At 62.3% G+C, this 14,805-nt stretch carries 14 protein-coding genes; 9 read left to right on the top strand and 5 right to left on the bottom strand.

Features of this window, described 5'->3' with window-relative positions:
• The first annotated feature begins 2 nt into the window (after positions 1-2).
• Entirely contained in the window at positions 3-854 is an 852-nt protein-coding gene (locus tag P0M12_RS03775) for an ABC transporter ATP-binding protein (RefSeq protein WP_042449225.1), read from the top strand.
• The gene (locus P0M12_RS03770) at positions 851-1,891 is read left to right on the top strand and encodes an ABC transporter substrate-binding protein (RefSeq protein ID WP_050654511.1); all 1,041 of its coding nucleotides are present in this window, start codon (positions 851-853) and stop codon (positions 1,889-1,891) included. The genes P0M12_RS03775 and P0M12_RS03770 overlap by 4 nt, the downstream gene beginning before the upstream one ends.
• Position 1,892: 1 nt before the next feature.
• On the opposite strand, the gene P0M12_RS03765 is transcribed toward P0M12_RS03770, so the two are convergent.
• On the bottom strand, positions 1,893-2,867 hold the full coding sequence (locus P0M12_RS03765; RefSeq protein WP_050654512.1) for an ABC transporter substrate-binding protein: 975 nt from the start codon (positions 2,865-2,867) through the stop codon (positions 1,893-1,895).
• Positions 2,868-2,938: 71 nt separating this feature from the next.
• The gene (locus tag P0M12_RS03760; RefSeq protein WP_030536301.1) at positions 2,939-3,577 is read right to left on the bottom strand and encodes a TetR/AcrR family transcriptional regulator; all 639 of its coding nucleotides are present in this window, start codon (positions 3,575-3,577) and stop codon (positions 2,939-2,941) included.
• An 84-nt stretch (positions 3,578-3,661) separates the two neighbouring features.
• Here P0M12_RS03760 and P0M12_RS03755 point away from each other — a divergent pair, with 84 nt between their 5' ends.
• From P0M12_RS03755 to P0M12_RS03725, 7 genes are all read left to right on the top strand, one after another.
• Positions 3,662-5,044, top strand: coding sequence for an MFS transporter (locus tag P0M12_RS03755; protein ID WP_047270341.1), 1,383 nt, complete (start codon positions 3,662-3,664; stop codon positions 5,042-5,044).
• Between the two features lie 55 nt (positions 5,045-5,099).
• A complete protein-coding gene (locus P0M12_RS03750) occupies positions 5,100-6,092 on the top strand; it encodes an ABC transporter substrate-binding protein (RefSeq protein ID WP_064687524.1) in 993 nt (330 codons plus the stop codon).
• The gene (locus P0M12_RS03745; RefSeq protein WP_277377456.1) at positions 6,089-8,014 is read left to right on the top strand and encodes an ABC transporter ATP-binding protein; all 1,926 of its coding nucleotides are present in this window, start codon (positions 6,089-6,091) and stop codon (positions 8,012-8,014) included. The genes P0M12_RS03750 and P0M12_RS03745 overlap by 4 nt, the downstream gene beginning before the upstream one ends.
• Positions 8,011-9,747, top strand: a complete 1,737-nt coding sequence (locus P0M12_RS03740) for an ABC transporter ATP-binding protein (RefSeq protein ID WP_003946272.1) — start codon at positions 8,011-8,013, stop codon at positions 9,745-9,747. Before P0M12_RS03745 ends, P0M12_RS03740 begins: the two co-directional genes overlap by 4 nt.
• A 5-nt stretch (positions 9,748-9,752) precedes the next feature.
• Complete coding sequence (locus P0M12_RS03735; protein WP_054780876.1) at positions 9,753-10,394, top strand: TetR/AcrR family transcriptional regulator; 642 nt, start codon at positions 9,753-9,755, stop codon at positions 10,392-10,394.
• Positions 10,395-10,491: 97 nt separating this feature from the next.
• The gene (locus P0M12_RS03730) at positions 10,492-10,992 is read left to right on the top strand and encodes a nuclear transport factor 2 family protein (protein ID WP_003946235.1); all 501 of its coding nucleotides are present in this window, start codon (positions 10,492-10,494) and stop codon (positions 10,990-10,992) included.
• Positions 10,993-11,017: 25 nt separating this feature from the next.
• Positions 11,018-11,692, top strand: a complete 675-nt coding sequence (locus P0M12_RS03725) for a pyridoxal 5'-phosphate synthase (RefSeq protein ID WP_277377455.1) — start codon at positions 11,018-11,020, stop codon at positions 11,690-11,692.
• An 18-nt stretch (positions 11,693-11,710) separates the two neighbouring features.
• Here the strand turns inward: P0M12_RS03725 and P0M12_RS03720 are convergent, their stop codons facing one another.
• From P0M12_RS03720 to P0M12_RS03710, 3 genes are all read right to left on the bottom strand, one after another.
• Positions 11,711-12,268, bottom strand: a complete 558-nt coding sequence (locus P0M12_RS03720; RefSeq protein ID WP_277377454.1) for a hypothetical protein — start codon at positions 12,266-12,268, stop codon at positions 11,711-11,713.
• 76 nt (positions 12,269-12,344) lie between these two features.
• Complete coding sequence (gene pnuC / locus P0M12_RS03715; RefSeq protein WP_050654516.1) at positions 12,345-12,995, bottom strand: nicotinamide riboside transporter PnuC; 651 nt, start codon at positions 12,993-12,995, stop codon at positions 12,345-12,347.
• Positions 12,995-14,713 (bottom strand): peptide chain release factor 3, encoded by a 1,719-nt coding sequence (locus tag P0M12_RS03710; RefSeq protein ID WP_007728924.1) that lies wholly within the window; start codon positions 14,711-14,713, stop codon positions 12,995-12,997. Before P0M12_RS03710 ends, pnuC begins: the two co-directional genes overlap by 1 nt.
• Between the last annotated feature and the right edge of the window lie 92 nt (positions 14,714-14,805).

Here is a 14,805-nt window from a genome sequence, read left to right as displayed (position 1 = left end):
GCGTGAACGAGACAAGTACGGCCGCCGTCGTGGTCGAAAGGACGAATCGGCTTCGCGCCGAGGACGTCACGATCGGTTACGACAAGCGCGTCATCTCGGAACACCTCGACGTCGAAATCCCCGACGGTGGCTTCACCGTCATCGTCGGTCCCAATGCCTGCGGCAAGTCGACGCTTCTGCGTGCGCTGTCCCGGTTGCTCAAGCCGACCACCGGCAAGGTCCTTCTCGACGGTAAGACGATCACGTCGTACCCGGCAAAGGAAGTTGCGAGGCGACTCGGGCTTCTGCCGCAGACGTCGATCGCGCCGGACGGAATCAAAGTCGCCGATCTGGTTGCGCGAGGGCGTTATCCGCACCAGAAGCTGATCCGCCAGTGGTCCCGAGAGGACGAGGCCGCCGTCATCAAGGCGATGGAAGCAACCAAGGTCACGGATCTGTCGGCCAGGCCGGTCGACGAACTGTCCGGTGGTCAGCGCCAACGTGTCTGGGTAGCTATGGTTCTCGCGCAGCAGACTCCGTTGGTGCTACTGGACGAGCCGACGACGTTCCTCGACATCGCGCACCAGATCGAGCTGCTGGAACTCTGCCGCGATCTGAACGAGAACGACGGACACACGCTGGTGGCGGTGCTTCACGATCTCAATCACGCGTGCCGCTACGGAACTCACATCATCGCGATGAAGGACGGCGCGGTGGTCGCCGAGGGCCCGCCCGCGGAGATCATCACCGAAGAACTGGTGCAGGAGGTGTTCGGCATGGCGTGCCGCATCATCGACGATCCGGTTTCCCACACACCGCTGGTCATTCCGCTGGGACGCGAGCGTCAGCGAAACATCGAAGGAGCAAAGGTATGACACTCGTCCTGGATGCGCAGGTTACCGACACGGAGTGGGCTCAGATCGTCGACCGCATTTCGCGACGCCGATTCTTCGGTGGCGCAGCTGGTGTGGCTGCAGCATTGGCGCTGAGCGCCTGCGGAAGCTCCGATGGCGAATCCGACTCTGCCAGTGACACTCTCCCGTACACGTGGGCCGAGTTCAGCGGCGACGTTCCGCGCGACCCGAAGCGTGTGGTGGTGCTCGACGGCCGCGTCGACCTCGAATTCGCGATGATGATGGACTACCCGATCGTCGGATCGGGCAACTTCTGGTTCCCCGACGCCAAGGCAGGATTCCAGTTTCCCGGCCGCACCATCGAGGACGCGAGCTTCGTCAACGTCGCCGGCGACTTCTCCACCAACTTCGAGGCTCTGCTCGCTCTCGAGCCCGATCTGATCGTCATCACTGCGATCGGATACACCAGTGACTGGTACGGCACCGAGCGCTTGTCTTCCATCGCGCCGCTGTTGGTCGTCGGCGACGACGTCGAACCGATTGCCGGGCACCCGGTCGACTGGCGAGGTGCTCTGATGGCGCAGGCGAGCCAGCTCGACCGGGTGACGATCGCCGAGGCTTCCATTGCGGAGTACGACGACAAGCTCGCGAGACTGCGACCGATGTTGCAGGAGAAGCTGGGCGGAAAGAAGATCGTGTTCGGCGTTCAGACGCCGACGGGCTTCCTTGTGCATCAGCGGAATCTGCGAATCAGTGTTGCACTCGATGCCGGCCTGGACGTGCTTTTCCGTGACGACGACAATGCAGAGAACTCGTTCGAGTTGTCGTTCGAGCAACTCGACACCTTGGCTCCGGCGGATGTGATCATCGCCCAAGCACGCGATCAGGAAGCGCTCGACGCGATCAAGTCGCAGCCGACGTGGCAGCGGTTGCCTGCAGTTCAAGCGGGCAACGTGTTGACCAGCGACGCGCGATACAACCAAGGATTTGCGCTCACCGCGGCCATCTTCCTCGACGTTCTCGAGGAAGCGGCCGGACGAATCACTACTGGGCAGTAATTCAGGCGACGTTGCGGGCCTGGTCGAGTAGTTGTGCAACCTGCTCGAACCAGGCGCCGTAATTGGCGTAGGTGTTGGGACGCTTGTCGTCGAAGTCGATCACCTGGTTCGCGGTCACCGCGGGCAGCTTGACGAACACGGGTGATGCCGCGAATGCCTCTGCCGACTTCGCGAACTGGAACACGATGTCCGCCGGATAGTCCGGTACCTGTTCCCAGCTGAGATCGGCCCAGCCCTTGTCACCTCCCGGACCGGTGAACTTCACGCCCAGTTCCTTCAGGTAACCGAACTGAGCGAGCGCCGTTGTGCCTGCGTACAACTCGGAGCTGTCACCGTTCAGGGCGAGGACTTCGATGTCGTCGACCTTGGCCGCAGCAGTTCGGATGCGCTCTGCACCGGATTCGAATGCTTCCTTGCCCTCGCGTGCTGCGGCTGTGTCGGTGTCCCCGCCGAGAGCTTCGGCGAGTGAGGCGTACTCGTTCAACACGTCCGGTGTCGAGGCTCCGGAGAACTTGACGCCGACAAACGGTGCAACATTGTTGACGGTCTTGCCCATCGGCTCGTCCCACCAAGTCCATCGTGTCGGGTCGTCGCTGTTGCCGTACCCGATGACCAGGTCTGGGTCCAGCGCCGCAAGAGCTTCCGCGCTGAGTTCACCTTCACGGCCGACGACGGTCATCGTCGACTCGTCAGCGCGATCGGTGACGTCTGGATTGCCGACGCCGTAACCGAAGATGCCGACCGGCCGAATGCCGTAGTCCCACAGAGCCGCAGCGGAGTACGCGTCGACGACGATCCGCTCCGGGGCGTGGTCGAGGGTGATCGTGTTTCCGTATCCCGTTGTGTAACTCCAGGACTGGTCGGCAGACCTGGTCTCGGTAGAGGGCGCTGCGTCGCTACTTCCACAACCGGCGAGTAGGAGCGTGGCGACGGCGGGTAGTGCGGCGAAGCCGGCGAGCCGGCGATTGATTTTCATGAGAACCTTCCGAACATGGCGAAATAAGCTAGGTAAGCCTAACCTGACATGTCATTCGGGTGTTCTCGGGGTCAGTTGCCCTGCCACATCTGAAGCCATTCGCTCCAGGACGGGGGAGTGATCGTTGGTCGAGGTGTTCCGCCACGAAGTCCGTCGAGCATGAAGTCGAGATAGCGCGTGTGTATTTCGGTGGCTCGATCACCCTCGATCGGCAGAGTCGGCCGCAGATGCACTGTCATGAGCATGACGTCTGCAGCAGTGAAGTCGGGCGGGACTTCGCGAGCGTCGATGCAGACGTCGACCATCGATTGCAGTGCGGCCTCCAATTCTTCGGCGGCACGAGTGACTTCGGCGTGTTCAGGTAACTTGCCGCCGAGGACCGGAATGAGCGGTCCCACTGATTCGGTGAGATATCGCGAGAAGAACGTCTTCAATACGGCTTCATCGGTTTTCGCGGTGCTCATGCACTCTCGGGCGAGGGTGGCGAGGTGGTCGATCGCCCAGACGCGCAGGGATTGCGCCAGTTCCTCCTTGCCTCGGTATCGGCGATAGATGCTGCCTACTCCCACTCCGGCCCGGGTGGCAATTGCCGATACCGGTGCATTCCAACCCTGTTCGGCAAAAATCTCGCGCGCTGCTCGCAGTACGGTGACGTCGTTGTCTGCGGCTTCTCGGGCGCGTCCGGGGAGGCTCGCATTCTCTTTCGCCATTCCCACAGGCTAGCAATGCATGGTTTACTCAATCGGAACGGAGTGTTCCGTTCCGATTCGATTCATGATTGGAGGAAGGTGTCGATGACAACCTTGGCGGAGGCGCCCACGCGATCCGGGAGCCGGGTGATCGCCGCGCTTGCGGGGGCGGTACTCGTCTACTCGCTCATGCAGACCATGCTGGTACCGGCGTTGCCGGTGTTGGGTGAGCATTTCGACACGTCCGTGGCGGTGACCGGCTGGATCCTGACGGCGTACCTGTTGGCGGCCGCGGTGATGGCTCCGATAGTCGGCGCGATGGGTGACCGATTCGGCGACAAGCGAGTCCTGGTGATCGTCCTGATCATCTTCGCTCTCGCGACATTTGCCGCGGCAGCCGCCCCGAATATCGGGGTGCTGCTTGTCGTTCGAGCTGTCCAGGGAGTGAGCATGGCGAGCTTCCCGCTTGCGATGGCAGTACTGCGGAGAACGGTAGTAGGTCCCGAGTTGTCTTCAGGGATAGGTTGGCTCGCTGGGACTTTGGGAATCGGTGCCGGAAGTGCACTGGTGATCGGCGGTGTCATCCTCGAGTATCTCAGTTGGCAGTGGTTGTTCGTGATCACCGGGATCTTGATCGTGCTCGCATTGGTCGCAGTGGTGGCCGTGGTTCCGGGCTCGCATCGCCGCCCGGGTATGCCGACGGACTGGGCCGGTGCCGGCGCTCTGGCGTTCGGATTGGTGAGCCTGCTCTTGGCGATCACGAAAGCCTCCGACTGGGGAGTTTTGTCGCTCGGATTCTGGGGTCTGGTGGTAGTCGCGTTCGTTTCGTTCGCGACACTGATTGCCGTCGATTCCCGCCACGACGCGCCGATCGTCGACATGCGAGTTTTTCGGGACAAGCCGATGATGATCACCAGCGCACTCACCCTGGTGTTCGGGTTCGTGCCGTACATTTTCTATCTCTGTCTGCCGCGGATCCTCCAGGCGCCGGAAACGTCCACGTATGGAAGCGGATTCACCGTTGTGCAGACCGGCTTGGCGCTCTTGCCCGCCGCTGTCCTCGTCTTTCTCGGTGGCCGCTTGACGCCGGCTCTCGCGCGGCGATTCGGGCCGCGGGTGCCCGCTGTCATAGCGCTGGCCCTCATGGCGGCGGGCGCAGTCGGACTCGCGATCTGGCCGAGTTCGGTGGTTGCGATCGTGGCGTTCTTTTCCCTCGTCGGATTGGGGAACGGCGTGGGGTTCGCGGTCTGTGCTCTGTTGGTTGCCTCGATCGTCCCGCCATCGGAAATGGCAGCAGCCAGTGGAGTCAACAGTGTGATCAGAACCGTCGGTTCGGCGGTGGGCGCCCCGGTGACCACAGCGGTCCTGGCGATCGGCATTTCCGGCGACTCGTTCGCGCTGGCGTTCGTGATGGGTGCCGTCATCAGTGTTGTCGCCTGTCTGCCGGCGATTGCACTTCCAGCGACGAGGACTGCACAAAAGGCGTGACTTATTGTAGGCTACCCTAATCGAGACAGTGTGTAACTAAAGCGGGGAGAGAAGGATGCGGCAGCAGTGGGGCCTGCGAGCAACGGCACTCGCAGCGACAGCAACGGCGCTTGTCGGTTGCTCCGTGGGCGGCGATGACGCAGACGCATCGGAAACAGGCGAGTCGTCGGCCGTACCTGCACCTCAGAAACTGCTCGCACTGGACGAGTTCGCAGCGCTCAACGCACTCACGCTCGGGGTCAAGCCCGATACGGTCTTCGCCACGCTGCAGTCGCAGGCGGCGAAGGAGATATTGCAGAGTGAGGGGATCGAGGTCGTCGACAAACCGACGTTCTTCCAATCACCAGATGTGGAGCAGATCGCGGCCGTTCATCCTGACCGAATCCTGCTCAGTGATGTCGGCTCGTTGACGTCGATCACCGCGCAGGCCAACGAGATTGCCCCGACGACGGTGCTCGCCTATGCGGCGCCGTGGCGCGAAGTTCTGAATACCGCGGCGACGGCACTGGGTCGAGAGTCCGAAGCTCGCGAAATCGTGTCGAGGCTCGAGACCAAATTTGCCGAAGTATCCGGAACGGTCGAGGCGCAACCGCAGACGCTGTCAGTGCTGGTGGGATTCTCCGGCGGCATTTACACCGTCATCCCACAGTCGCCGATGTCCTCGATCATCGAGGAAGCCGGTTTCGGGCGCCCGCAAGCCGAACTCGACGCGAAGATCGGCCCCAACACAGGTGTTGCCACGTCTTCGGTGTCAGGCGAGGAGGTCGGACAGCACGCGGCGGACGCGATGGTCGTGACCTCGGGCAACATCTACGACGGCGCTCTAGTTCACGCAAATCCACTGTTCAACGAGATCTCCGCAGTGAAGGCCGGACGCACAGTGGACGTGAGCGGTGAACTTTGGTTCGGCAGTTATCCTTTCGCGGTCTACTGGATCCTCGAAGACCTCGAGGCTCTTGCCGATCGCACTCTCACCGGCGCGGAACTCCAAGGCCGCATCGCATCCGACGCCGACGCAGTAACCCGATGGAAGGCGTTCTCGAAATGACGACGACACAGGCTACGAAAGCAGACATTTCATCTGAAGAGGCCGACGCATCACAAGGAGCGACGGCCGAAGTCTCGCATGCCAAAGCTGAAGCGGCGGCGCACAAGAGCGCGCTTCGCGAACTCCTTGCGCCAGTTCGTACACGGACCACCATCGCGATGGTGATGCAGGTGATCGCCGCGGTCGCGGCCATCGTGCCGTACGTGGCCATCGCCGAGTTGGGTAAGACGCTGATCGTGGGCGGCGACATCGACTCGTCTCGCGTCTGGACGATCGTGTGGGTGGTCGTCTTCGGTCTGGGTATGCGCGCGTTCTTCGGAGGCGGTGCATTGATCGTGACGCACTTCGCCGATGTCAATCTTCAAGCTGTGCTTCGGCGTCGAATCGCAGCGACACTCGGTCGACTTCCACTGGGCTGGTTCACCTCCCACTCGTCCGGAACCGTACGCAAAGCCGCGCAGAACGACATTTCCGATCTCCACTACCTGGTTGCGCACAGCGCCGTCGAGACCACCGGCGCCATCGCGGTGCCGCTCGTCGGGCTCGGCTACGTGATCTCGATCGACTGGCGTCTGGGACTGGTCGCGATTGCCACCCTCCCGATCTACATGATCGCCTACGCGATGATGACCAAGGACATGGCCGTCAAGATGAGCCGGATGAATGAGGGCATCGCGGCCATCAGCAACACCATCGTCGAGTTCGTCACCGGCATCGCAGTGGTCAAGACCTTCGGTCAGGACAAGCAGTCACATTCTCGATACCGCGACGCTGCCAAGGCGTTTGCCGTCTCGTACGAGGGCTGGGTTCGCCCGATGCTCCGGACCGAGGCACTGGCCTCGATTGCGTTGAGCGCACCGGTTGTGCTGGTGGTCAACCTTGGCCTCGGCTCGTGGTTCGTTCACTCCGGATGGGTGTCACCCGTCGATGTGCTGACCAGTTCTCTTGTCGCGATGGTGATTCCGGTGTCGGTGACGACCATCGGTTTCGGTATGCAGGCACGCCGTGAGGCAGCCGCCGCTGCGGCGCGACTGATCGCGCTGTTCGCAACCGACGCTCTGCCGGAAACCGATCATCCGAAAAAGCCTGTGGGGAACGAAGTTCGATTCTCCGGAGTTTCCTTTGCATACGACGACGGCGCCGACGTTCTGACCGACATCGATCTGACGCTGCCGGAGGGCACGGTGACGGCGCTGGTCGGACCGTCGGGTTCGGGTAAGTCGACGCTGGCGACGTTGGTTCCGAGGTTCCACGACGTGCGTGCCGGATCCGTGGCCATCGGTGGTGTCGACGTCAGGGAAGTCGCTACCGACGAGCTGTACCGCCACGTCGGATTCGTTCTGCAGGACGTGCAGCTGGTCGAAGCGACCGTGCTCGACAACATTCGGCTTGCCCGACCGCAGGCGACTTCGGCCGAGGTGAAGGCCGCTGCCGCAGCCGCGCAGATCGACACCCGAATCGAAGCGCTCCCGAGGGGGTACGACTCGGTGGTCGGGGTCGACGCCAGATTCTCGGGTGGTGGAGCCCAAAGAGTCTCCATCGCGCGTGCGATTCTCGCGGACACTCCTGTTCTCGTGCTCGACGAGGCAACCGCGTTCGCCGACCCGGAGTCCGAAGCCGATATCCAAGAAGCGCTGTCGCGTTTGACGGTGGGGCGCACCGTGCTGGTGATCGCGCACCGGTTGGCTTCGATCGTGAGTGCCGATCAGATCGTGGTCCTCGACGCCGGACGGATCGTGGAGAAGGGCACGCACGATCAGCTCGTGGCGAGTGGTTCAACCTATGCGCGGATGTGGGCGAGTCACAGTCGGGCCGACTCGATTGAACACAGTCGGGCCGACTCGATTGAGCACAGTCGGGCCGACTCGATTGAACGCAACACCGCAGGTAAGTCTGACGCAGCAGGAAAGGCCAACTCATGATTCGCGACCTCTTCCGGATACTCGGCCCGCAGAATCAGGGCCGCTATCGCGAGTTCCTGGTGTGGGCAGTGTTGTACGGCGTGATGCAGGGTTTGGCAGTGGCGCTTCTGGTCCCTGCGGTGCAGGCACTGTTCGATCAGAACTGGGGCAGTTTCGTTCGGTGGCTCGCCGCCATGGCCGTATGCGCTGTGATCAGTTCGATTGCGCACTACCTGCAGGCGATGAAGGGCTTCGAGTCGGCCCTCACTCTGCTGCGGACGATGCATCTTCGTCTGGGAGATCATCTCGTCACTCTGCCGCTCGGCTGGTTCGGCGCCGGCCGACTCGGGCAGGTATCGCAGGTTGCCAGCAAGGGCACCATCTCGGTGATGGGGGCGGCTGCACACCTGATGACACCGATCATCTCCGGAATTGCCAGCCCGGCAACCATTGTCGTGTGCATGTTGTTCTTCGACTGGCGGCTCGGGCTCGCGCTGGTAATCAGCGTTCCAATTCTCTTCGCGGCAGCACGATTTGCCTCGACGATGACTGCCAAGGCCGACGATCGGGCCCATGCAGCGGCCGTCGAATCGAACAATCGAGTGCTCGAATACGCGCGTTGCCAACCGGTCCTGCGTGCTTTCGGACGCACCCACGGGGTGTACGAACCGCTCGACGACGCGATCGAAGCGCAACACACTGCGGGTCGTTCACAACTGTGGTTCGTGGTGATCGGGTCCGTGGTCAACGGGATCGCCCTGCAATTCGTGTTCTCTGCCGTGATCATCTTGGGCGCGTTCCTCGCGCTCGGCGGCGACATCGATCCGGTCACGTTGATCGCGCTACTCGGACTGACCGCACGGTTCATCCAGCCGCTGGGTGAGATCGGCGAGTTCGGCGGTGCAATCAGAATGGCGCGCAATGAAATCCGGCGAATGTCCGAGATCCTCGAAGTTGAACCAATGGTCGAACCCGATACCAGCGGGACGGCGACGGGGGAGACGGCAGTGCAGTTCGACGCCGTCGACTTCGGATACGCGGACGGTGGGCAGGTTCTGCGAAACATCTCCTTCGACGTGCCACGGAAGTCGTTGACGGCGTTGGTCGGTCCGTCAGGGTCCGGCAAAACGACCGTCACCCGGTTGATCTCGCGCTTCTACGACGTCGACTCCGGTGTGGTGCGTGTCGGCGGCGTCGACGTGCGGGACCTCACGAGTGCCGATCTGATGTCGCAGCTGTCTCTGGTCTTCCAGGACGTGTACCTCTTCGACGACACGTTGATCGCGAACATCCGCCTCGGCCGCCCCGAAGCCACGGACGAGGAAGTCTTCGACGTAGCTCGGATCGCGGGCGTCGCGGAAATCGTCGAGCGGCTTCCGCGGGGTTGGGACACCCGTGTCGGTGAGGGCGGGACGGCACTGTCCGGTGGAGAGCGGCAGCGGGTCTCCATTGCACGCGCACTCCTCAAACGCGCACCTGTCGTTCTGCTCGACGAGGCGACTGCCGCGCTCGATCCCGAGAACGAGGCACACGTTCAACGTGCGATGCAAGAACTCGCCAGGGAAAGCACACTGCTCGTGATCGCTCACAAACTGTCGACCGTCGTGGCCGCAGATCAGATCATCGTGCTCGGTGACGACGGTTCGATAGTCGAAGTGGGCACCCACGAAGTCCTGCTCGCAGCCGGTGGGAACTACGCCGCGTTCTGGAATCAGCGCCACCGTGCGTCGGGATGGCGGTTGGTGGCAAGCTGAGCAGAATGCAGACCGGAAAGAAGACGGGGCGGCCGCCGACGTTGTCGACAGTGGACATCGTCGAGGCCGCCCTCGCCGGTGATCTGAGTGAACTGACCATGCCGAGCGTGGCAAAGCGGCTGGGCGTCAGTCATTCTGCACTTTATCGCTACTTCGCAGACCGCGAAGCGCTGCTGCGTGCCTGCTCGGATCATGTTGTGCGTCAGACTGTGTGGCCCGATACGAATCGTCCGTGGCGCGAATTCCTGAAGGATTTCTGCGACGTTCTGTGGTCCTCGTTCGAGCGCTATCCAGGTCTGGCCCAGGTCGGTCTCGCAGTTCCGGGCACGCCGCCGGCGATAATCGAGATCGTGGAGAAACTGGTCGGTTCGTTGACTGCGCAAGGCTTCACACCCCACGATGCGATATTGGCGGTGGACTTCATCTCCGAGGTGACGATGACGCAGTTCGCAATGATGGCGGCGATGGACAAGACCGTCAGCTCCGCCGATTCACGTTCCGCGCGACAGGCGTATCAGGAAAGTTGGAATGCATCGGAGTCGTTGATCGAGGGAATCGGCGACGAATCGACGTGGCACGGGCGAGGTTGGTTGGACGAGAAGATCACGATCATGCTCGACGGCCTGGAAAAGCGTGTTATCGGCTGACATTTCTACTAGCTTTGAGAGTAATGCCCGTTTCGGCGTGATACAGGCTAATGTGCACACATAGGACGGGTGGTTGCTGCACCGGGAGGCGGGGATCATGGATCTCGAAGCGATTGTTCTCATCCAAAGACTCAAGTACCGATACGCACGCGCCTTGGACACCAAATCGTGGGTCGAATTCGCCGACACTCTGACCGTCGACGCCACCGCGATCTACGGAGAACAACTCAGTTTCGATTCCCGAGATTCGTTCGTCTCCTTCCTCGAGAACACTCTCGGATCACACATCATCACCGAACATCAGTGCGGGCAACCCGAGATCGACGTCGACGGAGACACCGCAACCGGGATCTGGTGCCTCGCGGACACAGTGGTCATCCCCGAAGACGGCATGCTGCTTCGCGGATCGGCCTTCTATCACGACAGATACACCCGCTGCAGCGACGGTGAATGGCGAATCTCCCACACGAGCTACGAGCGGACCTGGGAATCGGTGGTGGCGCTCGCCGACATGCCGAGTTTCCGATTGACGTCCAACAAGTGGGCGCTGCTGCAGCAACCGTCGTTCGGCGACTCGGTCGTTCGCAACGTCTCCTGAGGCCACCCGCGATTAGAGTCGGCTCATGGTTGATGCAGATTTTTCGCTGCCTGACGTACGGACGTGGATTCGCGGTATCCCCGCGCTGACCGGAACTCCGCCGCCCGCGCCCGAGTGTTTTCCGGAAAAGCCGGGGGAGTTGTTCCTCGACTGGCTCCGTGCGGCCGTGGCCTTCGGCGTCGTCGAGCCACACGTGTGTGCGCTCTCGACCGTGGACGGCGACGGTATGCCTGATTCTCGTTTCCTCATCCTCAAGGACGTGACCGAGGGTGGGTTCTGGTTCTCTGGTTCAGCTGCTTCGCCGAAAGGTGTTGAGTTGAAAGAAAATCCGCGAGCATCGCTCGCCTTCTACTGGCGCGAAACAGGCCAACAGGTCCGGATTCGCGGAACGGTTCGCGAGGGCGACGACGCACTTCGACGCCGAGACTTCGTCGAACGCTCCGTCACGGCGAGAGCGGTGGCGACGGCAAGTGAGCAGAGCGAGGTGCTCGAAGACTTAGGGGCGTACGACACGTCGGTGGCCGCTGCGGAAGCAAGAATCAGCGACGACCCAGGGTTCGTGTCGGAGGACTGGCGTGCGTGGTGCCTCGAGCCGGAGTCTGTCGAGTTCTGGCAGGCAGACTCCGGGCGTCGACATCAGCGGTGGTTGTACCGGCGCGGCTCGGACCGGGCATGGACACGAGCAGTGCTGTGGCCCTAGGTGACAGCTGGGTCGAGCTCAGCTGGCGCTGATTTCCGGTGAAACGAGGTTGACGACAATCGACTGTCCGCCCAGCTTGGCGTGGATTTCGGGATGTTCGAACCCCGAGGACAACAGGTAGCTGCCGAGCATCGTGAGCAACTCGTCCAGATCCGTCGTGGGGTCGGAGGAATGTGTGCTCGAGGGTGAGGCCTGATTTGCGATGAGTTCGGTGTGGGTGAGTCGACCGGCCACTCGAACGGCGGCTACGCCCATCGCGTCGCGACGTACGACGGTACGACTCCGAGTTTCGAGCGTCCTCGATGATTCGCGTGTTGAAGCTGGCACTGAAAGGTCCTCTCCGCTGCTGTGTGCGGCCGTGGTTCGGGCAGGAAGCGGAAACGTGAATGCATCGGATTGCTTGGGTGCGGTCGACAGAAAATCCGCTGTGGCGGTGGCACTGCTGGAACCGTTACCCGTGGAAAGGTTGCTCCCAGAACCATTGCTTGCAGAACCATTACTTGCGGAACTATTGGCTCTCGATCCGTTGCCGGAACCGTTGGGGCCCGCTATTCCGTGAGAATTCTTGTCTTCCATTGTTTCGCTCCTGATGCCCGTAAACAGACCGCCGGTTTGCTTAATCGACGCAAACATACCAGGAGTTGGTTTACGGTCACACCCCTTGTGGAGTTCGGCGTTGAATGCGCAGCCACATTGCGAAGCCCCACAGGACGAAGAATGCATAGACCAGATAGAGGATCGCCGAAGGGTAATAGCCGGCTCGGAAAAGAAGGGGAACACCAACGGCGTCGACGCCGATCCAGATGAGCCAGAATTCGGTCCAGCCGCGCGCCATGCCGTATGTCGCGAGGATGGAGCCGGTGAAGATCCAGGCCTCCGCCCACGCTCCGTACGAGCCGAGGAGGTCGAAGATCCAGGCAAAAGCGATTGTGCCGCTGGTCATGACGGCGATCATGGCGACGCGCTCGCGAGTTGTCGCCCAATGGGGCAGGACTGCGCGACCGGAGTCGCGTGCCCCGCGTCGCCACTGAGTCCACCCGTAGACGCTGACGGTGATGAACAACAACTGACGGCCGGCCTGGCCGTAGAGATTGAGCTCTTGCGGAGTGTGGAAAAGTGCGCCCATGAACACCGTGAACAACAAGGCATTTCCGGCTATACCGACGGGCCACGCCCATACCGAGCGTCGCGCGCCCGCGATCGCGGAGCCGATTCCGAACGCGTTTCCGATGATCTCCCGCCAGAGAATCGTGGCGCTGCCGATGTGCAGTTCGGCGTCGAACAGCGCCTCGATCAGGCTCATCAGTCCGCAGCAGCGACGAGGGGTTCGAGCGTCAGATCCGGGAGTTCCTTCTGGATGTACTGCAGGCGCCACTTGTCACTGACCAGGGCGAGCAGAACACCGTCGGATCGGGTGAAGACCTCCACACCGCGCTGACGGTTCAGTTCGACCTCGGACGCGGCGTCGGTACGGCGAGCCAATGCGTAGCCGAGCGGTTCCATCTTGGCCTCGACGTTGAACTCGGCCTTCATGCGCGCTGCGACGACCTCGAACTGCATCGGGCCGACAGCCGCCATGACGGGGGATGCGTCGCCGCGGATGTCGTTGCGGAGAATCTGGACGACGCCCTCGGAATCGAGTTGGTCGACAGCACGGCGGAACTGCTTGTACTTGCCGGCGCTTTCGGCGCGCAGGATCGAGAAGTGTTCCGGCGCGAACGACGGAATCGGCGGGAACTCCACCTTCTTCTCGGTGTACAGCGTGTGGCCGGGTGCGAGTGCGGTGGCGTTGACGAGGCCGACGACGTCGCCGGGGAACGCGGATTCGACGGTGGAACGTTCACGTCCGAATACCGTCTGGGCGTACTTGGTCGTGAAGGGCTTGCCGGTTTGGGCGTGTGTGACAACCATGCCGCGCTCGAACACGCCGGAGACGATGCGCATGAACGCCAGACGGTCGCGGTGCGCGGTGTCCATACCGGCCTGCACCTTGAAGACGACCGCACTGAACGGATCGGTGACCTCGCGCGGCTTGCCGCTGAGGTCTTCGCGCCCACGCGGCGGCGGCGCCAATTCGACGAGGGTGTCGAGGATCTGGCGGACGCCGAAGTTGAGCATCGCGGACGCGAAGATCACCGGGGAAGTCTGACCGGCGAGGAACATCTCCTGATCGTGGTCCTGGCCGGTAGCGGAGAGCAGTTCACTCTCCTCGGCCGCGGTCTCCCACTCGGAGCCTTCCTTGGCGAGCGCCGCGTCGGCGTCCATGACCTCTTCGGGGGCGATCTTCGCGCCGCCTGCTGTGCGGGTGAAGCGGACGTACTCGCGAGCCTCACCGTCTTCACCGCGCCGCAGCAGTCCGCGGAAGTCGCCGGCGATGCCGACCGGCCAGTACAGGGGGGTGGGCGTGAGGCCGATCCGTTCGCTGATCTCGTCGAGCAGTTCGAGAGGAGTCTGACCGGGACGGTCCCACTTGTTGATGACGGTGATGACCGGAATGCCGCGGTGACGACACACCTGAAACAGCTTGAGCGTCTGCGGTTCGAGGCCCTTGGCAGCGTCGATGAGCATGACCGCCGCGTCGACGGCGGTCAGGACGCGGTACGTGTCCTCGGAGAAGTCGGAGTGACCGGGGGTGTCGACGAGGTTGATGACGTTGATCTGCTCGTCCGGGGTCTCGGAGGAGTGGTAGTTGAACTGCAGTGCGGTGGAACTGACGGAAATGCCGCGGGCTTTCTCCATCTCCATCCAGTCCGAGACCGTCGACTTGCGGCCTGCCTTGCCGTGGACGGCTCCTGCCTCCGAGATCTTCTTCGCGTGCAGTGCCAGCGCTTCGGTCAGCGTCGACTTTCCGGCGTCGGGATGCGAGATGACGGCGAAGGTGCGGCGACGCTCTGCCTCGGCGGACAGGCCCTTGGTCGTCGTCGTGACCGCGACCGACCCGCTCTCGGTTGAATCGGGGCCTTCGGTGTCGGACTGGACAGTCGAGTCGGAAGGGACGGTCGAGTCGGACGGGGTAGTCAACGAAGAACCTCTCGAAGTGGGCGTCGGTGCCGGCGAGTGCCGGTGCGCGGACAGGTGGAGAGTGCGGCAGCACAACAGAGAAAGGATACTCG

The sequence above is a fragment of the Rhodococcus sp. RCBS9 genome, assembly GCF_029457415.1.
Classification (GTDB): Bacteria; Actinomycetota; Actinomycetes; order Mycobacteriales; family Mycobacteriaceae; genus Rhodococcus_F; species Rhodococcus_F qingshengii.
Note: the sequence above shows the minus strand (reverse complement) of the source record. Positions and strands in the feature narration are given on the sequence as shown.